This is a genomic window from Anaeromyxobacter dehalogenans 2CP-1, from assembly GCF_000022145.1.
Taxonomy (GTDB): Bacteria; Myxococcota; Myxococcia; order Myxococcales; family Anaeromyxobacteraceae; genus Anaeromyxobacter; species Anaeromyxobacter dehalogenans.
This window is the reverse complement of record NC_011891.1, coordinates 2,869,746-2,893,101: the sequence shown is the minus strand read 5'-3', so window position 1 is coordinate 2,893,101 and position 23,356 is coordinate 2,869,746. Positions and strand designations below refer to the sequence as shown.

Genomic DNA, 23,356 nt, shown 5'->3' with positions numbered 1-23,356 from the left:
CGGCGGCACCGCCCTTGCTCTGCTGCGAGGGATGGCCCATGTGTCGCTCTGCCTCATCGCGAAGGACGAGGAGCGGATGCTCCCCGGGTGCCTGGAGTCGGTCCGGGGGGTCGTCGACGAGATCGTGCTGGTCGACACCGGCTCCACCGACCGGACCCGCGAGCTGGCGCGCGCGGCCGGCGCCAGGGTGCTGGAGCGCCCGTGGGACGACGACTTCGCGGCGCCGCGAAACCTCGCCGCGGCGCACGCCACCGGCGACTGGATCCTCCCGCTCGACGCGGACGAGCGGCTCGCGCCGGGCGCGGGGGTGGCCCTGCGGCGCGCGCTGCGGCGCGCCACGTTCGACGTGGGCCTGGTCCGGTGTCACAACGCGGACGCGCCCGACGCGCCGGCGGGCGAGGTCCTCTCCGGCGTGCGGCGCGCCGGGCCGCCGGCCCTGCTGCCGCGGGTGGTGCGGCGCGCGCCCGGGCTGCGCTGGACCGGGCGGATCCACGAGAGCGTGCTGGAGTGGGCCGCGGCGCGGGGCGGGCGCATCGCCGCGCTGGAGGTGGACCTCGTGCACCTCGGCTACTCGAAGGAGATCTGGGACGGGCGGGGCAAGCGCGCGCGCAACCTGGCGCTGCTGCGCCGGCGCGCCGAGGACGAGCCCGACAGCGTCATCGCGCTCGGCTACCTCGCGGCGGAGCTGCTCGCGCTCGGGGAGGCCGAGGAGGCCGGGGAGATCGCGGAGCGTGCCTGGGCCGCGCTGGACCGCCAGCCCCGCCACCGCTCGATCCGGCGCCTCGCGGTGGTCCGGGCGGCGCTCGCGGTCCGCCGCGGCGACGCCGCGGTCGCCCTCGAGGCGGTCGACCGGGCGGAGGCCGCCGGCGGCGCGAACCCGGACCTGCCGTTCTTCCGGGCCTGCGCCCTGGAGATCTCCGCCGGCGCCCCGGGCGCGCCCGGGCGCGAGGAGCGGCTGGCGCGGGCCGCTGCCGAGCTGCGCCGCGCGCTCGCGCTGCTGGAGGGCGGGGTGTTCGACCAGGTGATCTACGCGCGGCGGGCGCGGGCGCTGGCGCGCCTCGGCGCGGTCGAGCTGCGGGCCGGCCGGGCGGAGGCGGCGCGCGCGGCGTACCGCGCGGCGCGCACCCCGGCGCATCCGGCGGACGCGCTCGCGCCGGCCGAGGGGATCGAGGCGGCGGCCGGGGAGGCCGAGGCGCTGGTGGCGCTGGGCCGGGCCGGGGAGGCGCTCGCCGCGCTCGAGCCGGTGCTGGCCGCGGGCGGCCCACCGCGCGCCTGGGCCGCCGCGGCCCGGGCCGCGCACGCGCTCGGCGCGCTCGAGGACGCGCGGCTGTTCCTGGCGCGCGCGCGGGCGGCGGCCGCGGGCTGATCAGCGCCCGCCGGCCGCGAGCCGCGCGGCGGCGGCCTCGAACGCCTCGGCGATGGGGGCGAGGGCCCGCTCCGCCTCGCGCGCCGCGCGCGCGTCGCGGGCCAGCGCGGCGGCCCCGAGCCGATCGCACACGAAGCGGTAGATCGCCGCGAGCTGGTCGCAGAGCTCCGGCGCGCGCGGACGGTCCAGGGTGGCGTGCAGCTCCACCACGATGTCCGACGCGAGGGTGAGGGGGCGCGCCGCCTCGGCGGCGGTGCCGCGCTCGAGCGCCTCGGCGCCGGCGCGGACGTTTCGCAGCGCCGCCTGGAACAGGAGCACCATGAGGCGCTCGGGGGAGGCGGTCTGGCGCTCGGCCTGGGCGTAGCGGCGGGCGGCTGGGTTCACGGGCGTACCTCGGGATCGGGAGGGAGGGTGGGGAGGCGGCGCGGGGCTCGTGGCCCGGGATCATCCCGGGAGGACGGTGCGGTGCGGCGCTACCCGCCCAGCAGCTTGAGCGCGAGCTGCGGCGTCTGGTTCGCCTGGGCGAGCACCGCCACGCCGGCCTGCTGCAGGATGTTCGCGCGCGCGAGCCGCGAGGTCTCCTCGGCCACGTCGGCGTCGCGGATGCGGCTGTTCGCGGCGGACAGCGCCTCGGCGAACGACTGGATGTTCGCGATGGTGCTCTGGAAGCGGTTGCCCACGGCGCCCAGGTCGGCGCGGCTGCGGGAGATGGTCTCCATGGCGGCGTCGAGGGTGGAGAGCGCGTCGCGCGCCCCGGTGGCGGTGGTGAAGTCGAGCGTGGAGGCGTCCAGCCCGAGCGCGCTGGCGGTCGCGTCCAGGGTGGAGAAGCCGATGCGGTCGTCGCCGGACGCGTCGCTCTCCACGCCCACCTGGAACCCGAGCGCGGTCCCGGTGCCGTCCAGCAGCGGCGTCCCGTCGTACTTCGTGACCGCCGCGATCCGGTCGATCTCGGCGCGGAGCTGGTCGGCCTCGGCCTGCACGTAGCCGCGCTCGGTGTCGCCGATGCCGTCGGAGGCGGCCTGCATGGCCAGCTCGCGGAGCCGGCTCAGCACGTTGGAGGTCTCGTTCAGCGCCGCCTCGGTGGTCTGGATCACCGAGAGGCCGTCGTTGGCGTTGCGCGCCGCCTGGTTGTAGCTGCGGATCTGCGCCTCGAGCTTGGTGCTGATGGCGAGCCCCGCGGCGTCGTCGCCGGCCCGGGTGATGCGGTAGCCGGAGGACAGGCGCGACATGGAGGACTCGAGCGCGGTCTGCGTGGTGGACAGGTTCCGCTGCGCGTTCAGCGAGGCGATGTTGGTGCGGATGGACAGGGACATGGTCGGGTCTCCGGGGCGCGCCCGGCTGGACGCGAGGGGCGCTTCACCCCGGGATTCGGCGCGCTCCGGCCCGGGCTTAAGGGCGGCGGCGCGATCCGCGCGCCGCCCGCCTCAGCCGCGCCGGTACGCGGCCGCGGCGCGCCGCGAGCGTGCGGTCCGGTCGAGCGCGTCGGCCAGGTGGGCGCGGCCGGCCTCGGCGCGGGCGAGCGCGCGGCGCTGGGCGTCGGCGGCGCGGGCCAGGGCGCGCGGGTCCAGGCGGGCGCGGGCGGCGGCGAGCGCCTCGCAGGCGGCCGCGGCCCGGCGCACCGCCCTCGCCGCGGCGGCCACGTCGTCGCGGGCGAGCGCGGCCTCGACCTCGGCGAGCGCGTCCTCGAGCAGGGTGCTCATCGCGCCGTCCCGGGGCGCGCCCCCGGCCCGAGCAGCGGCGCGACGGCGCGCTCCGCCTCGCGGGCCAGCGCGGCGTCGCCGAGCAGCGCCGCGTCGGTGAGCCGGCGCGCCGCCCGCACGCAGGCCGCCGCGAGCGTGCCCTGGCCCTCGGGCGCGTGCTCCGGCTCCAGCGCGAGGCGGACCGAGACCAGGTGGTCCACCGCTGCGCCCAGGGCGCGGACGGCCTCCGCGGACCGCCGCGCCTCGAGGGCCGCGGCGCCGGTGCGCATCAGCGCGATGGCGCGGCGGAGGTGGCCGCCGGGATCGCACGAGGCGGGTCGGGGGCACGGCGCGGCGAGGCAGGCGGTCACGATCAGCTCCCCTTCTGCTGCTGCGTGGTCTGGCCGGCGAGGAAGCTCCCGATCGACTTGAGCCCGCTGACGGTGTTCTCCATCGCGGTGAACTGGCGGATCAGGTTCTGCTGGAAGGCGTCGATGCGGAGCTGCAGCGCGGCGGCCTGGCCGTCGAGGTCCTTCACCGTGCGGCCCAGCCCCTCCTGCCGGAGCACCAGCGTGCCGCCGCCGGCGCGGGTGTGGTCGGTCACGAGCGACTTCACGACCGCGGCCAGGCCCGTCCCCGAGTTCGAGAACAGCGCGTTCACGGCGGCGGGATCGCGCGAGATCGCCGAGGCGAGCGTGGTCGCGTCGATGGAGAGGCTGCCGTCGCGGGCGGTCTTGACGCCCAGGTCCGCGAGCGTGCGCACGGTCGCGAGCCCGGGCACCTCGGTCACCAGCACGCGCTGGAGCCGGGCCTGCAGCGAGCGCAGGGTGGAGTCGCCGGCCAGGGTGGTGGCGCGGTCGGCGTCCTTCGCGACCGCGAGGTGGCGCTGCACGAGCCGCATCACGCCGTTGTAGGCGTCCACCAGCTTCTGCAGCCGCGCCTGGGTGCCGTCCGGATCGGTCCCGAGCACCAGGTCCTCCGCCGGGCCGCCCTCGCTCGTGAGCGTGAGCGTCACCCCCGGCAGCGCGTCGGCGATCACGTTGCCCGTCCGGGTGAACGTCAGGCCGTCGACCTCCACCTGCGCGTTGCGCGCGGCCTCGATCTCCGCGAGGCCCGGCGCCTGGCCGGTGGCGCCGGCGTCCGGGGTGAAGGCGATGGACAGCGCGTCCGCGGGCGCGCCGCCCGGCGGGTGGCCGGTGTCGCGGGCGGTCACGGAGAGCCAGGACGACGTGCCGTCGTCGAGCACCACCGCGGACACCGGCGCCCCGCTCTGACGGATGGCGTAGGCCACGTCGGCGAGGCTGGTGCCGTCCGCGACGGCGATGGGGGGGAAGGCCGTGCCCTGGACGGTCAGGCGGAGCGTCCCGCCGGCCACGCCGACGCCGTCGGCGAACGCGTCCGAGCGCCACTTGGCCGGGCGCGCCAGCGCCTTCACCGCCACCCGGTAGCTGCCGGCGACCGCGTCCGTCCCCGGGGCGGCCGAGAAGGACTTCGGGCTGGAGCGCGCCTGGGTGGAGAGGACGCCGTGAGCGCCCAGGTCGGCGGCGGCGGCGGAGAGGGTGGACAGCCCGGAGATGACGTCGCCCAGCGCGGAGATCTGCGTGCGGAACGCGGCCTGCCGCTGCCGGAGGAGGCCGAGCGGCCGCGACTCCAGCTCGACGAGCTTTTCGACGATTGCGTTGGTGTCCATCCCCGAGGCGAGACCGCCCGCGCGGAACGATGCGTCCATGTAGGCCTCCGGCCGCTCCCCGGCGCGTGGCCGGGGAGCGGCGCGCGAAGTTCACCGCGAGATCACCCGAGCAGCTTCAGCGCGAGCTGCGGCATCTGGTTCGCCTGGGCGAGCACCGAGACGCCGGCCTGCTGGAGGATGTTCGCGCGGGCGAGGCGCGAGGTCTCCTCCGCCACGTCCACGTCGCGGATGCGGCTGTTCGCGGCGGACAGCGCCTCCGAGAACGACTGGATGTTGTTGATGGCGCTCTGGAACCGGTTGCCCACCGCGCCCAGGTCGGCGCGGTTCTTCGAGACGGTCTCGATGGCGGCGTCGATGGAGGAGAGCGCGTCGCGGGCGGCGGTCCCGCTGGTGAAGTCCAGCGTGGACGCGTCCAGGCCCAGGCTGGACGCGGTCGCGTCCAGCGTCGAGAAGGAGATCTGGTCGTTGCTCGACGCGTCCTTCTCCACGCCCACCTGGAAGTTCAGCGAGGTGGACGTGCCGCTCAGCAGCGCGGTGCCGTTGTACTTGGTCACGTTGGCGATGCGGTCGATCTCGTCGGTGAGCTGGTCGGCCTCGGCCTGGACGTAGGCGCGCTCCTTGTCGCCGATGCCGTCCGAGGCCGCCTGCATGGCGAGCTCGCGGAGCCGGGTGAGGATGTTCGAGGTCTCGTTGAGCGCGGCCTCGGACGTCTGGATCACCGACAGGCCGTCGTTCGCGTTGCGCACGGCCTGGTTGTAGCTGCGGATCTGCGCCTCGAGCTTGGTGCTGATGCCAAGGCCGGCGGCGTCGTCGCCGGCCTTGGTGATGCGGTAGCCCGAGGACAGGCGCGACATCGACGAGTCGAGCGCGTTCTGCGTGTTGGACATGTTTCGCTGCGCGTTGAGCGAGGCGATGTTCGTCCGGATCGAGAGGGACATCCGTGCTTCTCCTTGGTGGTGTGGCGGGGCGACCGTCTGGTCGCCCTCACCCTCCGCATCGGCGCGTCGGCGCCCGGCGATAAGCCGGCGGCGCCGTCGGTCACCGCAGCCGGTCGAGCAGGGTGAGCTGGAACCCCTTCGCGGTGGCGGTGAGCGCCGCGTCCAGCGCGCGCTGCGCCAGGGCCAGCTCGCTCGCGGCGGCGATGGGGTCGGCGTCGGCCAGCTTCCCGATCGCGATCCGCGCGGCGTCGCGGGCGGCCTCGCCGGCGCGCGTCGCGGCGTCGAGGGTGGCCATGGCCGCGCCGGCCGCGCCGCGGCCGGAGGCGAGCTGATCGGTGCCGCGCGCGAGCGGCGAGAGGGTGGCGCGGACGGCCTCCGGGTCGTTCGCCTCGAGCGCCGCGGCCAGCGCGCCGAGCGTGGCGAGCACGTCGACCCCGCCGCCCGCCCCGGCGATGGCCACGTCGGCGCGGACGCCGGCCGGCTGCCGCACGCCCGGGGCGATCTCCACCTCGCGCACCCCCCCGTCCCCCTGGTACGCGCCGCCCGCGTCGAACGGGGGCGCGCCATCCCGGAACCCGCCCAGCAGGTAGCGGTTGCCCACCTTCACGCCGAGGCTGGCCACCGCCGAGGCCAAGATCCCGCGCACCTCCCGCGCGCCCGCCGCCCGCTGCGCCGCGTCGTAGGGGGCGCTCGCGAACATCGTCGCGAGCTCCTGCGCGCGCGCGAGGCCGTTCGCCACCTCGCCGAGCGCCGCGTCCACCGCGGCGAGCTCGTCCGAGGCGCGCGCCGTGGCCGTGGCGATCGCGTCCATGCGCTGCACCTTCACCCGCTCGGCCGCGATGCGCGCGGCGGCCCCGGGGTCGTCGCCGGGGTGGACCACGCGCACGCCGCTCGCGGCCTGCGCCACGGCGCGGTCGAGCCGCGCGCGGGCCTGGCCGCCCTCGAGGGCGGCGCGGTCGAAGGTCATCCGGTCGGTGACGCGCATTGGCTACTCCAGCTTCAGCAGGGTGTCGAACATCTCGGAGGAGGCCTGGATCACCTTCGAGATGGCGTCGTAGGCGCGCTGCGCCTTCTCCATCTCCAGCAGCTCCTCGTCCACCGAGACGCCGCTGGCCGACTCGCGCATCGTGGCGAGGTGGCCGGCGAGCCCCGCGTCCTGGGCGGCGGACGCGGCCAGCCCGCGCGCGGCGGCGCCGAACGTGCCGGTGATCCGCGAGAGCGCCCCGGTGGCGTCCAGGCCGGCCAGCAGGTCGGAGCCCTGGCCGGTCGCGATCCGCGTGGTCGAGGTGGCGAGCAGCGCGAGGACGTTGCCGGCGTCGCCGGGCTGACCGGCGGCGCTGGCGGTGGCGAGGCGCGAGGGATCGGCGGCCACCGCGGCGGACACCGCGATGCGCCGGGCCGCGCCGGCGGCGGTGGCGCCCACGTCGAGCAGGTCCCGCCCGGTGCCGCCGTCGAGCCCCCAGCCGGCGCGGTGCACGGAGTTGAGCTGGTTGCCGACCGCCCAGGCGAGCTGGTCGAGCGCGGTGATCGCGTCCTTCAAAGGGCCGGACGACGCGTCGACGAGCCCGCCCAGCTCGCCCCCGGGCGCGACGTCCGCGCAGACGCCGCCGGTGGCGAGCTGCACCGAGAGGTGGCCGTCCGGGCCGGGCTGCGGGAGCAGCGTGGAAGCGCTCAGGCCGGCGACCAGCGCGGAGCCGCCGGGCAGGAGCAGCGAGACGTCGCCCTCGCTCGTCGCGGCCGGCGTCGCGCCGGTGAGCTCGGCGAGGCGGTCCACGGAGCGCTGGCGGGCGTCGAGCAGGTCGTTCGGCTCGCCGGCGCCGACGGCGCGCGCCGCCCGGATGTCGCGGTTCAGCGCGGCCACCTCGGCGGCGAGGGCGTTCGCGTCCGACAGGCCGGCGGCGATGCGCGCGTCGGCGCCGGCGCGCGCGTCCTCCAGCCCCTGGCGCGCGCGGTTCAGCGAGAGCGCGAGCGTGCGGGCGGCCGCGACCGCCGCCTGGCGGAGGCCGGGATCCGAGGGCGCCTGCGACAGCTCGGTGAGCGAGGCGTAGAGGCCGCCGAGCGCCTCGCCGGGCCCGCCCTCCGCCTCCGGGTCCAGCACCTGGACCGCCCCGAGCAGCGAGGACGCCGCGGCGGAGCGGGCAGCCCGGCCCTGCGCCGCGGGGAGCTGTGCCTCCAGGAACCGGTCGCGCGCCTGCGTCACCTGCGCCAGCGTGGCGCCGCGGCCGATCCAGGCCCCGCCGGCCTGCTGGGCGGGGAGGGTGGTGGCGAGCACCGCGCGCTGGCGCGCGTAGCCGGGGGTGTTCGCGTTCTGCAGGTTGTGCGACGCGGTCGCGGCGGCGGCGCGCTGCGCCGCGAGGCTGGCGGCGCTGGAGGAGAGGATGCTCAGCAGGTCGGCCACGGAAACGCTCCTCAGGCGCGGCGGGCGGCGGCCGCGGGCGCGCCGCGCCGGTCGTAGGCGGCGGGGCGGGGGCTGAGCGCGGCGAGGTAGCCCTCGACGCAGGCGCGCGCCCCGGCCGCCAGCGCGAGGTTGATCCGGTCCCGCTCCGCGATCCGGGCGGCGAGCGCGCGGACGTCGGCGAGCAGCACCCCGAGCGCGTCCGCCGCGCCGGGCGCCCGCGCCCGCAGCCGGGGCAGGGTCGCCTGGCCGCCGGGGGCGGCGCGGGCCAGCGCTGCGGCGAGCCGCTCCTGCAGGGCCGCCACCTGCGCGTTGAAGCCCGCGCGCGCGCTCGCGCCCTCGAAGATGCGGGCTGCGTCGAGCGCGCGCAGCGCCTCGGGCACCGCGCCGGCGCGGGCCGACTCGGCGCGGAGCGCGTCGCGCAGCGCGGCGGCGGCGGCGAGGACGTCCTCCATCGGCGGCCTCACCGCTCGAGCATCGCGCGCAGCTGCGCGGTCAGCTCGGCGTCCTCGAGGATCCGCTGCGCGATGCGCTGCGGATCCGGCCGGAAGGTGCCCTGCTTCACCGCCGCCTCGATGGCCTCGAGCCGCACGGCGCGGTCCTGCGCCGCCCCGGTCCGGGCGGTGGCGGCGGCGGCCTCGAGCCGCGCCAGCGACTCGGTCGAGACCCGGTCGGCAGCCGGCGCACCCGCCTCCCGGGTGCGCGGCGACCCCGCGGTACGTCCCGCCTGGACGCGACGGATCTCTGCGGCATCGTTGATCTTCATGGAGACCTCCTGCTCACGGTCCGCTCCTGCCGCGCTCATCGGCACGCTGTGCGTAGATCTTGAGGGCTCGCGCCGGATCGATCGCCCGGCCCCTCATCCGGACCTCGAAGTGGAGGTGCGGCCCGGTGGAGCGGCCGGTGCTCCCCACCAGCGCCAGCTCGTCCCCCGCGGCCACCACCTGGCCCGGGCGGACGCGCACCTCGGCGGCGTGCCCGTACAGCGTCAGCAGGCCGCCGCCGTGGTCCACCTCCACCGCGTTGCCGTAGCCGCCGCGCGGTCCGGCGCGGACGACCACCCCGGCCGCGGGGGCGCGCACCGGCGTGCCCTCCGGCGCGGCGACGTCCACGCCGTCGTGGCGGGTGGCGGCGCCGGTGAGCGGATCGGCGCGCGGGCCGAACGCGCTGGTGAGCCGGCCCAGCAGCGGCGCCGCGAGCGCGCCGGGCGCGACGCCCCGCGGCAGGGACGGGCCGGCCGGCGGGGCCGGCGCGGGATCTCCGGCGCCTCCGAGCGATCGGGTGATCTCGCCGGCGAGCCCGATGCCGCCCGAGCGCGCCACCGCGTCGGAGAGCGCGTCGGCGAACAGGTCGGCGCGGACCCCGGCGCCGGCGCCCTCGCCGCCGCGGAACGCGCCGCTCGTCTTCACGATCTCGCGGAGCAGCATGGCCTCGAGCGCCTGCGCGGCCTCCCGCAGCCGCGGATCCGCGGCGGGCGCGGCGGCGGGCGCGATCACTCGAGCACCTCGAGCTCGGCGTCGAGCGCGCCCGCGGCGCGGATCGCCTCCAGCACGGCCACGAGGTCGCGGGGGCTCGCGCCGAGCAGGTCGAGCGCGCGGGCGAGATCCTGCACCGAGGCGGTGGCGGGCAGGGCCACCACGCCGCCCCCGGCCTCCGTGGCGGCGGCGCGGTCGCGGGTCGCCTCCACGGTGCGCCCGGCGCCGAACGGCGCCGGCTGCGACACCGCCGGATCGCGCTGCACGCGCACCTGGAGGCCGCCGTGCGCCACCGCCACCGGGCGCAGGCGCACCCCTTCCCCGGCCACCACCGTCCCGGTGCGCTCCGACACGACCACCCGGGCGCGCTGATCGGCCTCGACCTCCAGCAGCTCGATCTCGGCGAGGAACCCCACCACGTCGTCCTTGCGCGCCGGCGGGGGCGAGAGCTCCACCGCGGCGGGGTCGACGGCGCGCGCGGTGCCCGCGCCGAGCTTCGCGTTCACCGCGGCGGCGAGCCGGCTCGCGGTGGTGAGATCGGGCCGGCGCAGCGCGAGCACGAGCGGCGCCTGGCCCAGCGCGAAGTCCACCGCGCGCTCCACCGCGGCGCCGCCCGCCACCCGGCCGGACGTCGGCGTGTTCTTGCGCAGCTCGGCGCCGCCGGCGCCCGCGTCGTACCCGGCCACCTGCACCGGGCCCTGGCCGACCGCGTAGACCTTCCCGTCGCCGCCGGCGAGCGGCGTCACGAGCAGCAGCCCGCCCGCGAGCGAGCGCGCGTTCCCCATGGAGGCGACCGCCACGTCGATGCGGGTCCCGGGGCGCGCGAACGGGGGCAGCCGCGCGGTGACCATCACCGCGGCCACGTTGCGCGCGCGGACGTCCTTCGGGTCGATGCGGATGCCGAGGCGCCCGAGCATGCCCGCCACCGACTGCTGCGTGAACAGCACCCGCTCCGAGTCGCCGGTGCCGGCCAGGCCCACCACCAGGCCGTAGCCGTAGAGCGCGTTCTCGCGGACCCCGACCACGTCGGCGAGCTCCTTCACCCGCGCGGCGGCGGCGGGGGCGGGCACCGCGAGCGCGGCCGCGAGGGCGAGGGCGAGGGCGAAGGCGGGGACGGGGATCGGTCGTGCGGGCATGGCGGGGGCTCAGAACGGCCAGAACCAGCCGAGGAGGCGGGAGAGCCAGCCCTGGCGCTGGTTGTCGGAGAGCACGCCGCGGCCGGTGAACTCGATCTCGGCGTCGGCGACCATGGAGGACTTCACGCCGTTCTCCTGGTCGATGTCGATCGGCCGGACCACGCCGGAGATGTAGAAGTGCTGCTCCTCCGCGTTCACCAGCACCACCCGGTGCCCCTCGATGAACAGGTTGCCGTTGGGCAGCACCTTGCGGACGACCGCCGGCACCGTGGCGGTGAGCCGCTCCGTGCGCGCGGTGGAGCCGAGGCCCTTGAACCCGGTGGTCGCGCCGCCCTTCAGCGCGTAGGGCGTGTCGAGCGAGGTGAGGAACGCCTCGATGGACGCGTTCAGCTCGCTGCGCCGGGTGAGGTCGGTGTCGGCGGAGCGCTTCGCGTCCGCGATCTCCTCGATGCGCACGACCACCAGGTCGTTCTCGCGGAGCGCGCGGGCGTCGGTGTAGAGCATGGACGCGGCGCGCCCCTCGCGCCAGGTGGAGCCGGCGGATGCGACCTGCGCCTCCTGCCCGGCGGCGTCCGGCACGGCGTAGTCGCGGCGCTTCGGGACGTGGCCGGCCACGTGGGCCGGCCCGCAGGCGGAGAGCGCGAGGACCAGCGCGGCGAAGGCCGCCACGGCGAGGGCGACGCGGGTGAGCGGGTTCACGGGACCTCCACCAGGATCCGGCCGTCCTGCAGCCGGCCCTCCACGCGGCGGCCGCCGGGGAGGAGCGCGCAGGCGCGGCCGCGCACGCAGGGAACGGCGCGGGCCTCGCGGGTGATCTCCAGGCCGGCCGCGCGAACCACCACCTGCACCGGCGCCCCGGGCGCGGGGCCCGCGCGGACGTCGGCCCCGGCGAGCAGCGTGCCGGACGCGAGGGCGCGCGCGGCGCGCGCGCCGGACGGAAGCCCGGCGAGCGGGGAGCGCCCCGGCAGGCGCTCCGCCTCGGCCGGCTCGACCGCGCCGGCGAGCGGCTCGCCGCCCGCGACGGCGCGCGTGGTCCGCAGGGCCGGGCCGGTGACCCGCACCGCGGCCCAGGCGAAGGACCGGCACGGCCGCCCGGCGCCGTCGCGGCCGTCCACCTGCAGCGGGGTCTCCCCCGAGGCCAGCACCGGCCGCAGCGCCCGGAAGGCGGCGGGCGCGCAGCCGGAGGCGCCGCCGCGGAGCGCCTCGACGCGCGCGCGCGCGCCGTCGGGCGCGAGCGCCGCGGCCACGGCCGCCTCGGCGGAGGCGGCCGCGGGCGGACCGCCGGAGGCGGCGAGCAGCGCGGCGGCGAGGTGGAGGGCGGCGGGCATGCGGGGCTCAGCGCAGCGAGGTGAGGCGCTGCAGCATCTGGTCCGCGGTCTGGACCACGCGCGAGTTGAGCTCGTAGGCGCGCTGGGTGGCGATCATGTCGATCATCTCCTCGACGGCCTTCACGTTGGCGCCCTCGAGGAAGCCCTGCGCGAGCGTGCCCGCGCCCTGCTCGCCGGGGCGGGCGTCCACCGCCTCGCCGCTCGCGGCCGTCTGCAGGAGCAGGTTCCCGCCCGCCGCCTCCAGGCCGCCCGGGTTCGGGAACGTGCAGAGCTCGAGCCGGCCCAGCTCCTGCGGCGCCTCGCGCCCCGCGACCTGCGCGCGCACCGTGCCGTCGGCGTCCACCGTCACGCGGGTGGTCTCGGGCGGGAAGGTGATCTCCGGGTCCACCACCTCGCCGCGGGCGGTGACCAGCCGGCCGGCCGCGTCCACCCGGAAGTTGCCGGCGCGCGTGTACGCGAGCGAGCCGTCCGGGCGCTGCACGCGGAAGAAGCCGTCGCCCTCGATGGCGAGGTCGAGCGCGTTGCCGGTGGTGAGCAGCTCGCCCTGGCCGAAGTTGCGGACCGTCGAGCCGGTGCGCACGCCCAGCCCGACCTGCAGCGCCGCCGGCGCGGTGCCGCCCCGCGGGTCGGGCGCCTCGGCGCCGTGGATCGTCTCGGAGAGCAGGTCCTCGAACTCGGCCCGCTGGCGCTTGAACCCGGTGGTGCCGGTGTTGGCGAGGTTGTTGGCGATGACGTCCATCCGGAGCTGCTGGGCTTCCATTCCGGTGGCGGCGGTGTAGAGCGAGCGGAGCACGGGGATCCCTTTCACTTCACGCGCGCCACCTCGACGGCGCGCTGGTCGAGCTGCCGGTACGTCTGGATGGCCTGGAGCGAGGCCTCGTAGGCGCGCTGGGCGGAGACGAGCTGGATCGACGCCTCGAGGGCGCCGGCGTTGCCGAGCTCGAGCTCGCCGCTGCGCACCGCGCCCTCCGCCGGCAGCGCCCGTCCGCCGGCGCCCGGCGCGAGGAGCGACGGGCCGACGCGGTCCACCGGGCCGTCGAGCCGGGCCAGGCCCAGCGCCGCGACCTCCACGTCACCGGCCCACACGCGCCCGGCCGCGTCCACCCGCGCCTCGAGGTCGGGCGGGAGGACGATCGGCTCGCCGCGGGGCGAGAGCAGCGGCCGGCCGTCAGAGACGAGACGCCGATCCGGGTCGAGCGTCAGCCGGCCGTCGCGCGTGTAGGCGGTGCCGCCGCCGGCGGTGCGCACCGTCAGGAACATCCCGGCCTCCGGGACCACGTCGAGCGCGTTGCCGGTCCGCTGGGTCGGGCCGGGGCGCAGGTCGATCCCGGTGGCGACCGCCGCCGCGTAGCGCTTGTCCTGCGCCGCTCCGGGCGCGAGGAAGCTCTCGAACGCCGGGCGCGCCGCCTTGAACCCGGGCGTCTGCGCGTTGGCGAGGTTGTCGGCCACGGCGTCGAGCTGCTCCGCCCGGGCCACCGCGCCGCACATGCTCACGTAGATGCCGTCCGCCATGTCCGCGTCTCCCGCCCGGCACCTTCGCAAGGGGCGCGCCAGCCGGGCGCGCCAGGGGACCGGCGCGGCCGGCAAGGCCCGCGGCGTGCAGGGCGGGGCGAGCGGGGGCGAGGAGGGGCGGCGTGGCGCGGACGCGGCTGGATCGGCTGGTGAAGGTGCGCGAGCGCTCCGAGGCGCGCGCGCAGGAGGACCTGGCGCGGGCCCGCGGAGGCGTGGCGCGCGCGGCGGAGCGGCTGGAGGCGACGCGCGCGGGCGCCCGGATCGACGGGCGCGGGGCGGGGGCGGCCGGGCTGTGGGCGGTGGAGGAGATCGCGCACGCGCGGGCGCTGCGCTCGGTGGAGGCGGCGGAGGCCGAGGTGGCGCAGGCGCTCCGCCGCGAGCGCGTCGCCCAGGCCGGGCTGGCGAGCGCGCGGAACGAGGCGGAGGCCGCCCGCCGCGCCCGCGAGCGGAAGCTCGAGGAGCAGCGGGCGGAGCAGGAGCGGAAGGAGCGTCGCGCGCTGGACGAGCTCGCGACGCTCGCGTTCAACCGGCGCGCCTGAGCGCGGGCGGGCGCGCCGAGGCGGCGATCGGCAGGTGCGACAGCAGCGCGCGCGGCGCGGCCCCGCGGGCGCGCACGGCCGCGCGGCCCGGGTCGAGCAGCATCCAGGGCGCGCGCGCCTCCTCCGGCCCGGCGGCGCCACGGGCCAGCCGCACCACGGACTTCGAGAACCCGTCCTTGCCGCGGGGCACCAGCGCGAGCGGCGCGTCGGACGGGCGCATGCGCTCGAAGCCGAGCTTCTGGTACACGGCGAAGGCGCGCGGGTTCTCGGCCTGCAGCGTGACCCGCCCGCCGGCGCCGGCGCCGCGTGACAGCGTCACCGCCCGCTCGACCAGCGCGCTGCCCGCGCCGCGCACGGTGCGCGCATCGGGCGGGTCGGCCGGGCCGAGCAGGTTCCAAGGGGCGGTGGCGAGCAGCTCCACGAACGCGGCCCCGGGGCACACGAACAGCGACGTGACGGCCTGGATGCGGCCGCGGTGGACGGCGGCGTGGACGGTGCGCTGCTCGGTGACGCCCTCGCCCTCCTCCTCGCCGGCCAGCACGCGGGAGAGCTCGCCGACGATGCGCAGCGAGTCCTCCAGGCGGGCCCGCGTCGGCGGGGTGACCCCGCGGGCCAGGAAGGCCTGGGCGGTCAGGATCCAGCCCCGCAGCTCCTGGGCGAGATCGGGGTCGTCGGGCTCGAGGGAGGTGAAACGGAAGGTCGCCCGCCCCGTGGGACGGGCGCATCGTTCGTCTGGGTCGTCGTACGACGGCATGGCTCAGCGTGCTCCTGGCGGCGCATCCGGCGCTCGCCTCGACCGCGCATCCTCGCCTGCGGGGACATCCCGGAACGGCGGCGCGATCGCCCAGACGACAGCACCGGGCCCGGAGCCGGTAAAGCTTTCCGCGAACGGCCGCCCGTTTCGCGGGGTTCCGCATGTCTTGGGACCGATGTAGGCCCGCGTACTACCCGAAAACGTGGTCGGATGTCGTCACGTATCCGACATGAGCGCGCGGAGCCTCTTCACGGCCTCCGCGTGGAGCTGGCAGACGCGCGGCTCGGACACGCCCAGCACCTTCGCGATCTCCCGGTAGGTGAGCGCCTCGTCGTAGTAGAGCGCCAGCAGCACCTGGAGCCGCTCCGGCAGCGCCGCCACCATGCGCGCCAGGGCCCGGCGCCGCTCGGCCGCCCCGAGGGCCTCGTCCGCGGGCAGGGCGGGGGTGGGCGCGAGGTCGTCCTCGACCGGCACGGGCGGCGACGCGAGCAGGAGCAGCTCCCCCACCTGCTCGGCGGGGAGCTCCGCCGCCTCGGCCACCTCCACCGGGTCGGGCTCGCGGCCGAGGGACTGCTCCAGGCGGGCCCGGGCCGCGAGCACGCGGTCGGCGTCCGCGCGGAGGCGCCGCGGCAGGTGGTCCATCCGCCGCAGCTCGTCCAGCATCGCGCCGCGCACCCGGTGCTCGGCGAAGGTCTCGAAGCGGACGTCGTGCGCCGGGTCGTAGCGGCGCGCCGCCTCGAGCAAGCCCATGGCGCCGGCGGACCAGAGATCGCCGGGCTCCACCGCATGGCCGGTGCGGGCGGCGAGGCGGCGGGCGCAGCGATCGAGCAGCGGCGCGTGGCGCCGGAGCAGGGCGTCGTCCGGCTCGGGGGCGGGCGGACCGTAGCGGGCGAGGGCGGCGAGGGCGGCGTGCATCGGCGGACCTAGGCGGCGGGCTGCCGCTCGCGGAGGAGCTGCTGCCAGAACAGCTTCACGCCGCCGGGCAGGGTGGCCGGTGGCGGCGACGAGAGGATCGCGTCGCAGAGCCCCTCGAGCGCGCGGCTGGCGGGGGACCGCGGGTAGAGCTCGACGAGCGGCTGCTGCACGCGCCCGGCGCGGGGCAGGTCCTCGTCGCGCGGGATGGAGCCGAGGTAGGCGAGGCGCGCGTCGAGGAACTTGCCGGTGACCTGCGTCAGCCGGCGGAACACGTCCCGCCCCTGGAAGTCGGCGGCCTGGTTCGCGACCACCCCGAACCGCGTCACGCCGGCCTGCTGCGACAGGACCTTCACGGTGGCGTAGGCGTCCGAGAGCGAGGTGGGCTCGGGCGAGACCACCAGCAGGGCCTCCTGCGCCGCGCCGGCGAAGAACAGCACGTTGTCCCCGATGCCCGCGCCGCAGTCCACGAGCACGAGGTCGAAGCGCCGGTCGAGCGCCTCGAAGGCGGAGACGAGGGCGAGCTTCTGCGCGTCGGAGAGCCGCGTGAGCGACTGGATGCCGCTCGACGCGCCCAGGACGCGCACGCCGCGCGGGCCCTGCGTGAGCACGTCCTCGGCGGTGGCCGCGCCGTCGAGCAGGTGGCCGAGGTGGTGGGTTGGGCAGATCCCCAGCACGATGTCGGCGTTGGCGAGGCCCAGGTCCGCGTCCACCAGCAGCACGCGGCGCCCGGCGCGCGCGGCGAGCACCGCCAGGTTGGCGGAGATGTGGGTCTTGCCCACGCCGCCCTTGCCGCTCGTCACGGCGATCACGCGCAGCGGCGGGGCGGGGTCGCGCGGGGGGACGCGGTCGCGCAGGCCCTGGGCCTGGTCGGCGACGGCGCGCTCACGGGGATCGTTCACGGGGCATCCTCTCCGGCGACGAGGTCCACCAGCTCCCCGCCGCCGAGCGCGTGCACGTCCTCGGGCACGCGCTGGCCGTTGGTCACGCAGGCGATGGGGCGGCACACCCGGACCGCGGCGGAGAGCACGCTCCCCGGCCCGGCCGCCTCGTCGAGCTTGGTCAGCACCAGGCGATCGGGCGCGAGCGCGCGGTAGCGATCGGCGACCGCCGCGAGCTCCAGCGCGCCGGCCGCCGCGGAGACGGTCAGGTGCAGCTGGACGCGCGGGACGGAGCGGACCAGCGCCGCCTGGCGCTCGACGTCCTCCACCGACGCGTGGCCGGCGGTGTCCAGCAGCACGAGGTCCACGTCGGAGAGCCGCTCCAGCGCGCGCCCGAGCTCGCCGCGGTCGCGCGCCACCAGCACCGGGACCTCCATGATCCCGGCGTAGCGCGCGAGCTGCTCGGCGCCGCCGAGCCGGTAGGTGTCCACCGTCACGAAGGCGACGCGCTTGCGCGTCTCCAGCAGCGCGCGCGCCGCCACCTTGGCGAGCGTGGTGGTCTTGCCCACGCCGGTGGGGCCCACCGCGGCGATCACGCGGCGGCCGTCGTGGAGCCACGGGGCACGGCACGGCACCAGCCGCTCGCCCAGCAGGTCCTTCACCGCGCGCCAGGCGCGGCCCGGGTCGGCGCCGCCCAGCTCCAGCGCCGAGCGGACCAGCCCCTCCGCCAGCGCCGGCTCCATCCCGCGGCCCACCAGCCGCGCGTAGGCGTCGGCGCCGGCCGGCGGGAGCTGCAGCTCGCGCCCGGCGCGCGCCTCCAGCGTCACGGCGGCGAGCGCGCGGCGGGTCTCCTCCACCGACCGGCGCAGCCGGCGCAGCTCGTCCTGCAGCGGGTCGTCGGGGGGCCGCGCGGGCGCCGCGGGCGCGGCGGGCAGCGGCGGCGGGCGCGGCGGCGCCGCGGCGGGGCGGCGGGCGCGCGCCGCGGGGGCGGCGCCGGCGGGCTCCAGGGCGGCGGTGATCTCCACCTCGGCGCGCCGGAACAGGCCGCCGTCCACGGTGCGGGTGGCGAGGATGACCGCCTCCGGGCCGAGCGCGGCCTTCACCGCGGCGAGCGCGGAGGTGGGATCGGGGGCGCGGAAGGTTCGGACGGTGGGCGTCATCGGCGTGGCTCCTGGCCCGGGGTTCTGCAACCGTCAGGCCGCGAGCTGCGGCTGCGCCTGCACCGTGCCGGCCGGCTCCACGGTGGTGCCCGGCGCCAGCTCGCGCGCGGCCAGCACCTGGACGTCGGGCACGAAGCGGCTGGCGAAGTCGAACAGCGGCCGGCGAAGGTCGGGTGGCGCCAGGAGCACGACGGGCTGCCCTGCGCCGGTCAGGCGCGTGGCGCCGGACTCGAGCGACGCGACCAGGCGCCGCGCGGTCTCGACGTCCGGCGCGAGCGCCGCCTCGCCGTCGGACGCGCCCAGCGTGGCCCGGAGCGTCTCCTCGGTGCTGCGGTCGAGCGTGAGCGCGCGCACCACGCCGTCCGCGCCGGCGGCGCGGGCGGTGAGCTGGCGCGAGAGCCGGCGGCGGGCGGCCTCGACCAGCCAGGCCGGCTCCTTCGAGCGCGGCGCCGCGTCGGCGACGGCCTCCAGCACCGTGCGCAGGTCGCGCACCGACACGCCCTCGCGCAGCAGCCCGCGGACCACCCGGACCAGCTCGCCCAGCGAGATCGCGCCCGGGACCACGTCCTCCACGAGCTTGGGCGCGTCGCGGCCCAGGACGCCGAGCAGCTCCTGGACCTCCTGGCGGCCCACGATCTCGTGCGCGTTGCGGCGCAGCAGCTCGGAGAGGTGCGTGGTGATCACCGAGGCGGCGTCCACCAGCGTGAGCCCGAGCGCCTCGGCGCGCGGGCGATCGGCCGGGGTGATCCACACCGCGCGCAGGCCGAACGCCGGATCCACGCCCGGCACGCCCTCCACCGCCGGGTCGCCGCCGTTCGGGTCGAGCGCCATGAGCCGCTCGGGGTGGGCGAGGCCGCGGCCGAGCTCCACGCCGCGGAGCAGGACGCGGTACTGGCCGGGGTCGAGGCGGAGGTCGTCGCGCAGGTGCACCGGGGGGAGCACGATGCCGAGGTCGGTGGCGAGCTGGCGGCGCAGCGCGGTGACGCGCCCGGGCAGCTCGCCGCCCTTGTCGAGGTCGATGAGCGGCACCAGGCCGTAGCCCACGCCCAGCTCGAGCGCGTCGAGCGCGAGCAGGTCCTGGATCCGCTCCGGGCCCTTCTCCTCGGCGGCGGGGCGCGGCGCGCGGGCGGCCGCCTCCTGCCTGCCCGCGGCCCGGCGCGCGGCGAGCAGCAGCGCCCCGGCCACCCCGCCGAACGCGACGAGCGGCATGCCCGGGAGCAGGCCCAGCGCCACCAGCACGCCCGCGGTGGTGCGGAGCACGACCGGCCGGCCCAGCATCTGGCTCGCGACCTGCGTGCCGAGGTCGCTGCCGGCGGCGCGGGTCACCACCAGGCCGGCCGCGGTCGAGACGAGCAGGGCCGGCATCTGCGACACGAGCCCGTCGCCGACCGTGAGCAGCGTGTAGGTCTCGGCCGCGGTGGACAGGGACAGGTGGTCGCGCAGGAGGCCGGCGAGCAGCCCGCCCACGATGTTCACCCCGGTGATGGCGAGGCCGGCCACCGCGTCGCCGCGCACGAACTTGGAGGCGCCGTCCATGGCGCCGAAGAACTCGGTCTCGCGCTCCAGCGCCTGCCGGCGCCCGCGCGCCTCGCGATCGTCCACCAGGCCGGCGGCGAGGTCGGCGTCGATGGCCATCTGCTTGCCGGGGAGGGCGTCCAGGGTGAAGCGCGCCGCCACCTCGGACACGCGGTTCGAGCCCTTGGTGATCACCGTGAAGTTCACGATGAGCAGGATGAGGAACACCACCAGGCCGACCACCAGGCTGCCCCCCACCGCGAAGCGGCCGAACGTCTCGATGAGGTGGCCGGCCGCGCCGGCGCCCTTGCCGCCGTCGGTGAGGATGAGCCGGGTGGTCGCGACGTTGAGCGCCAGCCGGAACAGCGTGACGAGCAGCAGGAGCGACGGGAACACCGAGAACTCGACCGCGCGGGTGAGGCCCAGCGCGACGAGCAGCATCAGCACCGAGAGCCCGATCGACAGCGCGAGGAACACGTCGAGCGCCGCCGGCGGGAGCGGGACGATCAGGATGGCGAGGATGCCGAGCACCCCGATCGCCACCGCCAGCTCCGCCCGGCCGCCCGCGGGCGGGCCGGGGTTCGAGGTCGAGCTCACGCGCGCGCCCCTCCGTCGCGGCGGCCGGCCGCGCGGTACACGAACGCGAGCACGGCGGCCACGGCCTTGTAGGTCTGGGCGGGGATCTCCCGGCCCACCTTCACCTTGCGGTACAGCAGCCGGGCCAGCGGCACGTCCTGCACCACCGGGACCCCGTGCTCGCGCGCCAGCGCCCGCATCTGGCGGGCCAGCTCGCCCTTGCCCTTGGCGGTGACGCGCGGCGCGCGTCCCTCGTCGCGCCGGTAGCGGAGCGCGACCGCCACGTGGGTCGGGTTCACCACCAGCGCGTCCGCGCGCGGCACCTCCAGGCGCGCCTGGTTGCGCAGCAGCTCGCGGTGGCGGCGCCGCCGCTGCCCGCGGACGAGCGGATCGCCTTCGTCCTCCTTCACCTCGCGCTTCGCCTCGTCCTTCGTCATCCGGTGCTTGCGCGCGAAGCGCCAGCGGGCCAGCCCCAGCTCGGCGGCGGCGAGCGCGGCGGCGGCGAGGAGCACCGGGAGCGCCACGCGCGCCACCAGCGCGAAGACCATGGCGAGCTGCTCGCCCGGCGCGGCGCCCAGCAGCGCCGGGAGCCGGGCCAGCCCGTCGCGCGCGGCGGTCCAGGCGGCCGCGCCGAGCGCCGCGACCTTCGCGAGCGCCAGGGCCAGGTCGAGGAGGAAGTCGCGGGAGAGCGGGCGCAGCAGCCGGCCGGGCTGCAGCAGGCGCGAGGGATCCGGGGCCGCCAGCCGCGGCCAGAACCCGCCGCGCGTCTGCGCCAGCGTGGCGGCCGCGCCCGCCAGCGCCGCGGCCGCGCACACGGCCAGCGCCGCGCTCGCCGGGCGGAGCGCCAGCGCGGGCAGGCTCGAGAACGGCGTGCGGTCCACCGAGGCGGCGGCCTGGCGCATCAGCTCGGAGAGCCCGCCGCCCAGCGCGCGCGCCTGCGCCCCGAGCGCCAGCGCCGCGCCGGCCAGCCCGGCCGCCAGCGCGGCGTCGTGGCCGAGCGGCACCTGGCCCTCGTCGCGGGCGCGGGCCAGGCGCTGCGCGCTGGCCGGCTCGGTGCGGTTCTCCTGGTCCTCGGCGTCGGCCACCGCGTCACCCTCCCGGCCCGGCCAGCGCCGCCACCGCGGCGCGCGCCGCCAGCTCGGCGGCGGCGGGCGCGGTCAGGTACAGCGCCAGGCCGGCGGCGAGCGTGGAGGCCGAGAACCCCACGTTCGAGAGCGAGAGCTGCGGGGCCATCCGGCCCATCGCCGCCAGCAGGAGGTGGCCGAGCAGCGCCGCCGCCATGACCGGGAACGCGAGCCGGACCGCCAGCGCCACCGACAGGGCCGCCTGCCCGACCGCGCGCGAGGCGAGCTCCGCCAGGTCCGGCGCCGCGCCCGGAGGCCACACCAGGGCCGCGCGGACGAGCCACGCCACCGCCTCGCGGTGCACCCCGAGCGCCACCGCCACCGCCTGCGCCACCACGAACACGGTCTGCGACACCGCGCTCGACTCGGCGCCGGTGATGGGATCGACGAGCGCGGAGTAGCCCAGGCCCGCGGAGAGGCCGACGAGGTGGCCGGCGGCGAGCGCGGCGTCGAGCGTCCAGCGCGCCGCGAGGCCGGCCAGGAGGCCGGTGGCGGTCTCCGCGAGCGCGGCGCCGGCCAGGGCGGCCAGGCCGGGAGGCGGCGGCACCGCGGGGGAGCCGGCGCCTGCGTGCACCGCCCAGGTGAGCGCGAGGGCCAGCCCGAGCCGGACGCGGGCCGGCACCACCCGCGCGCCCAGCACCGGCGCGACCGCGCACAGCCCGGCCGTGCGGAGCAGCAGCAGGCCGAAGCCCCAGGCGGCGGCGAGCGGCAGGTCCACTCAGCGTCCCGCCATCCTGACGATGCACTGCGCCAGGAACCCGGAGAGCCGGTCCATCATCCAGCCGCCCAGCAGCCAGATCACCACGCCCGCGGCGGCCGCCCGCGGGAGGAAGCCCACCGCGGCGTCGTTCACCTGCGTGGCCGCCTGCAGCACGCCGACGACCAGGCCGACCAGGAGGAGCGCGCCCAGCACCGGCCCGCCCACCGCGGCGAGCAGCAGGAGCGCCTCGCGCAGCAGCGCGCCGGGCATCCCGGGGGTCACGCGAAGCTCCGCGCCAGCGCGCCGACCACCAGCCGCCACCCGTCGGCCATCACGAACAGGCCGATCTTCACCGGCAGCGCGATGAGCGTGGGCGGCACCATCATCATGCCCATCGACATGAGGATCGCCGAGACGAGCAGGTCGACCAGCAGCAGCGGCACGTACAGGAACAGGCCCATGCGGAAGGCGGTGGTCAGCTCGGAGATCATGAACGCGGGGACGGCGATGGACATCGGGATGGCGTCGCCGCTGGCGGGCCGGGGCGTGGCGGAGATCTCGTAGAAGAGCGCCAGGTCCTGGTCGCGCGTCTGGCGCAGCATGAACTCGCGCACCGGCCCGCTGGCGCGCTCGAGCGCCTCCGCCTGGCCGATGCGGTCGTCGAGGTACGGCCCCAGCGCGTCGCCGTACACGCGGGTGGCCGTCGGCGACATGACGAAGCACGAGAGCACCAGCGCCAGCCCGATCAGCACCTGGTTCGGCGGGACCTGCGGCGTCCCGAGCGCCTGGCGCAGGAACGAGAGCACGATCACGATCCGCGTGAAGGACGTGACCGACACGAGCAGCGCGGTCGCGAAGCTCAGCGCCGTCAGCACCAGGAACAGCTTCACCGGCGCGGAGCCGCCGCCGTTCACCGAGATCTGCAGCGCGCCCTCGGCGGCGGGGCTCGCCACCGACAGCGCCGCGAGCGGCAGGCCGAGCGCGCTCACCGGACGCTCCCCGACTGGCCGCGGGCCAGCTTGCGGCGCAGCTCCTGGTCCTCGGCGCTCTCCGCCAGCAGCGCCTCGAAGCCGGGCGCCGGCGCCGGTTCGCCCGAGCATCCCAGGCCGCGGAGCCGGGCGAGCAGGTCGGTCCGGGCGGGGAGCGGCGGGGGCGCGGCGGAGGGCGGGGGTAGGGGCGCGGCGGCCGCGGCGGTCGCGGCCGCGGGGAGGGCGCGCAGGAGCGCGAGCCCGGCCTCGCTCGAGCCGAGCAGCAGCACCTCGTCCCCGACCCGGGCGAGCACCAGCGCGCGCCGCGGGCCGAGGCTGGTGGTCTCGAGCACCTCGACGTGGCGCCCCGTGGCGCGGCGCCGGCGGGCGAGCAGCAGCGCCGCCGCGGCCAGCGCCGCGAGGAGCAGCCCCGGCGCCGCGAGCGAGCGCCCGAGCGCGGGGGCGCCGGCGAGGTCGAGCGAGCGCGCCGGCGGCGCGCCGGGCGCGGGGGCGGCGCGGGGGGCGGCGGGCGCCACCGGCTCGGCGGCGCGAAGCGGCGCGGGCACGTCCGACGGGCCGGGCGCGGCGGCAGCGGCGAGCTCCGGGCCGGGGGGCGCGGCGGGGTCCGGCGCGGCGGCGGGAAGGGCGGCGGGCAGGGGCGCGGCGGAGAGCAGGAGCGCGGCGAGGAGCGGGGTGGGCATGGCTCGG

The 23,356-nt window shown here is 78.0% G+C and carries 28 protein-coding genes; 2 read left to right on the top strand and 26 right to left on the bottom strand.

Translation table 11 applies throughout. From position 1 onward, the window contains the following. Positions 1-31: 31 nt before the first annotated feature. Positions 32-1,366 carry a glycosyltransferase family 2 protein gene (locus tag A2CP1_RS13185; RefSeq protein WP_012633739.1) on the top strand — a complete coding sequence of 445 codons (1,335 nt, stop codon included), beginning with the start codon at positions 32-34 and terminating at the stop codon, positions 1,364-1,366. Here A2CP1_RS13185 and A2CP1_RS13180 read toward each other — a convergent pair whose 3' ends face one another. From A2CP1_RS13180 to A2CP1_RS13105, 16 genes are all read right to left on the bottom strand, one after another. Further along, positions 1,367-1,750: a flagellar export chaperone FliS gene (locus tag A2CP1_RS13180; protein ID WP_012633738.1), complete on the bottom strand. Its 384-nt coding sequence runs from the start codon at positions 1,748-1,750 to the stop codon at positions 1,367-1,369. A gap of 89 nt (positions 1,751-1,839) precedes the next feature. After that, positions 1,840-2,679, bottom strand: coding sequence for a flagellin N-terminal helical domain-containing protein (locus A2CP1_RS13175; RefSeq protein ID WP_012633737.1), 840 nt, complete (start codon positions 2,677-2,679; stop codon positions 1,840-1,842). A 111-nt stretch (positions 2,680-2,790) separates the two neighbouring features. Next, positions 2,791-3,066, bottom strand: coding sequence for a hypothetical protein (locus tag A2CP1_RS13170; RefSeq protein ID WP_012633736.1), 276 nt, complete (start codon positions 3,064-3,066; stop codon positions 2,791-2,793). After that, positions 3,063-3,416 carry a hypothetical protein gene (locus tag A2CP1_RS13165; protein WP_012633735.1) on the bottom strand — a complete coding sequence of 118 codons (354 nt, stop codon included), beginning with the start codon at positions 3,414-3,416 and terminating at the stop codon, positions 3,063-3,065. The genes A2CP1_RS13170 and A2CP1_RS13165 overlap by 4 nt, the downstream gene beginning before the upstream one ends. A gap of 2 nt (positions 3,417-3,418) precedes the next feature. Further along, on the bottom strand, positions 3,419-4,774 hold the full coding sequence (gene fliD, locus A2CP1_RS13160; RefSeq protein ID WP_012633734.1) for a flagellar filament capping protein FliD: 1,356 nt from the start codon (positions 4,772-4,774) through the stop codon (positions 3,419-3,421). Positions 4,775-4,836: 62 nt separating this feature from the next. Further along, complete coding sequence (locus tag A2CP1_RS13155) at positions 4,837-5,673, bottom strand: flagellin N-terminal helical domain-containing protein (RefSeq protein WP_012633733.1); 837 nt, start codon at positions 5,671-5,673, stop codon at positions 4,837-4,839. 100 nt (positions 5,674-5,773) lie between these two features. Continuing rightward, a complete protein-coding gene (locus A2CP1_RS13150; RefSeq protein ID WP_012633732.1) occupies positions 5,774-6,658 on the bottom strand; it encodes a flagellin N-terminal helical domain-containing protein in 885 nt (294 codons plus the stop codon). A 3-nt stretch (positions 6,659-6,661) separates the two neighbouring features. Further along, on the bottom strand, positions 6,662-8,071 hold the full coding sequence (flgK, locus tag A2CP1_RS13145) for a flagellar hook-associated protein FlgK (RefSeq protein ID WP_012633731.1): 1,410 nt from the start codon (positions 8,069-8,071) through the stop codon (positions 6,662-6,664). An 11-nt stretch (positions 8,072-8,082) separates the two neighbouring features. Next, positions 8,083-8,523 (bottom strand): hypothetical protein, encoded by a 441-nt coding sequence (locus tag A2CP1_RS13140; RefSeq protein WP_012633730.1) that lies wholly within the window; start codon positions 8,521-8,523, stop codon positions 8,083-8,085. Positions 8,524-8,531: 8 nt separating this feature from the next. Then, positions 8,532-8,834, bottom strand: a complete 303-nt coding sequence (locus A2CP1_RS13135) for a flagellar biosynthesis anti-sigma factor FlgM (protein WP_012633729.1) — start codon at positions 8,832-8,834, stop codon at positions 8,532-8,534. A gap of 13 nt (positions 8,835-8,847) precedes the next feature. Beyond that, positions 8,848-9,564, bottom strand: a complete 717-nt coding sequence (locus A2CP1_RS13130) for a M23 family metallopeptidase (protein ID WP_012633728.1) — start codon at positions 9,562-9,564, stop codon at positions 8,848-8,850. After that, positions 9,561-10,679 carry a flagellar basal body P-ring protein FlgI gene (locus tag A2CP1_RS13125; protein WP_012633727.1) on the bottom strand — a complete coding sequence of 373 codons (1,119 nt, stop codon included), beginning with the start codon at positions 10,677-10,679 and terminating at the stop codon, positions 9,561-9,563. Before A2CP1_RS13125 ends, A2CP1_RS13130 begins: the two co-directional genes overlap by 4 nt. A gap of 9 nt (positions 10,680-10,688) precedes the next feature. Then, positions 10,689-11,378 carry a flagellar basal body L-ring protein FlgH gene (locus A2CP1_RS13120; RefSeq protein ID WP_012633726.1) on the bottom strand — a complete coding sequence of 230 codons (690 nt, stop codon included), beginning with the start codon at positions 11,376-11,378 and terminating at the stop codon, positions 10,689-10,691. Continuing rightward, on the bottom strand, positions 11,375-12,007 hold the full coding sequence (locus A2CP1_RS13115) for a hypothetical protein (protein WP_012633725.1): 633 nt from the start codon (positions 12,005-12,007) through the stop codon (positions 11,375-11,377). The genes A2CP1_RS13120 and A2CP1_RS13115 overlap by 4 nt, the downstream gene beginning before the upstream one ends. 7 nt (positions 12,008-12,014) lie before the next feature. Beyond that, positions 12,015-12,800, bottom strand: coding sequence for a flagellar basal-body rod protein FlgG (gene flgG, locus A2CP1_RS13110; RefSeq protein WP_041450513.1), 786 nt, complete (start codon positions 12,798-12,800; stop codon positions 12,015-12,017). Positions 12,801-12,811: 11 nt separating this feature from the next. Next, positions 12,812-13,519, bottom strand: coding sequence for a flagellar hook basal-body protein (locus A2CP1_RS13105; protein WP_012633724.1), 708 nt, complete (start codon positions 13,517-13,519; stop codon positions 12,812-12,814). A gap of 122 nt (positions 13,520-13,641) precedes the next feature. On the opposite strand from A2CP1_RS13105, the gene A2CP1_RS13100 reads away from it, so the two are divergent. Beyond that, positions 13,642-14,058, top strand: coding sequence for a hypothetical protein (locus A2CP1_RS13100; RefSeq protein ID WP_012633723.1), 417 nt, complete (start codon positions 13,642-13,644; stop codon positions 14,056-14,058). Here A2CP1_RS13100 and A2CP1_RS13095 read toward each other — a convergent pair. The 10 genes from A2CP1_RS13095 to A2CP1_RS13050 form a co-directional block, all read right to left on the bottom strand. After that, positions 14,042-14,812: a GNAT family N-acetyltransferase gene (locus A2CP1_RS13095; protein ID WP_012633722.1), complete on the bottom strand. Its 771-nt coding sequence runs from the start codon at positions 14,810-14,812 to the stop codon at positions 14,042-14,044. The two genes, A2CP1_RS13100 and A2CP1_RS13095, sit on opposite strands and share 17 nt — an antisense overlap. A gap of 216 nt (positions 14,813-15,028) precedes the next feature. Beyond that, positions 15,029-15,727, bottom strand: coding sequence for a sigma-70 family RNA polymerase sigma factor (locus tag A2CP1_RS13090; protein ID WP_012633721.1), 699 nt, complete (start codon positions 15,725-15,727; stop codon positions 15,029-15,031). Positions 15,728-15,735: 8 nt separating this feature from the next. Further along, positions 15,736-16,626 carry a MinD/ParA family protein gene (locus A2CP1_RS13085; RefSeq protein ID WP_012633720.1) on the bottom strand — a complete coding sequence of 297 codons (891 nt, stop codon included), beginning with the start codon at positions 16,624-16,626 and terminating at the stop codon, positions 15,736-15,738. After that, positions 16,623-17,765, bottom strand: coding sequence for a flagellar biosynthesis GTPase FlhF (gene flhF / locus A2CP1_RS13080; RefSeq protein WP_012633719.1), 1,143 nt, complete (start codon positions 17,763-17,765; stop codon positions 16,623-16,625). The genes A2CP1_RS13085 and flhF overlap by 4 nt, the downstream gene beginning before the upstream one ends. A gap of 33 nt (positions 17,766-17,798) precedes the next feature. After that, positions 17,799-19,877, bottom strand: coding sequence for a flagellar biosynthesis protein FlhA (gene flhA / locus A2CP1_RS13075; RefSeq protein WP_012633718.1), 2,079 nt, complete (start codon positions 19,875-19,877; stop codon positions 17,799-17,801). Then, positions 19,874-20,941, bottom strand: coding sequence for an EscU/YscU/HrcU family type III secretion system export apparatus switch protein (locus tag A2CP1_RS13070; RefSeq protein WP_012633717.1), 1,068 nt, complete (start codon positions 20,939-20,941; stop codon positions 19,874-19,876). Before A2CP1_RS13070 ends, flhA begins: the two co-directional genes overlap by 4 nt. A gap of 4 nt (positions 20,942-20,945) precedes the next feature. Then, positions 20,946-21,698, bottom strand: coding sequence for a flagellar biosynthetic protein FliR (locus A2CP1_RS13065; protein ID WP_012633716.1), 753 nt, complete (start codon positions 21,696-21,698; stop codon positions 20,946-20,948). Beyond that, on the bottom strand, positions 21,699-21,962 hold the full coding sequence (locus A2CP1_RS13060; protein ID WP_245529775.1) for a flagellar biosynthetic protein FliQ: 264 nt from the start codon (positions 21,960-21,962) through the stop codon (positions 21,699-21,701). It lies immediately after the preceding gene. Next, on the bottom strand, positions 21,959-22,669 hold the full coding sequence (fliP, locus tag A2CP1_RS13055; RefSeq protein WP_012633714.1) for a flagellar type III secretion system pore protein FliP: 711 nt from the start codon (positions 22,667-22,669) through the stop codon (positions 21,959-21,961). The genes A2CP1_RS13060 and fliP overlap by 4 nt, the downstream gene beginning before the upstream one ends. Further along, positions 22,666-23,349 carry a flagellar biosynthetic protein FliO gene (locus tag A2CP1_RS13050; protein WP_012633713.1) on the bottom strand — a complete coding sequence of 228 codons (684 nt, stop codon included), beginning with the start codon at positions 23,347-23,349 and terminating at the stop codon, positions 22,666-22,668. Before A2CP1_RS13050 ends, fliP begins: the two co-directional genes overlap by 4 nt. Positions 23,350-23,356 lie beyond the last annotated feature (7 nt).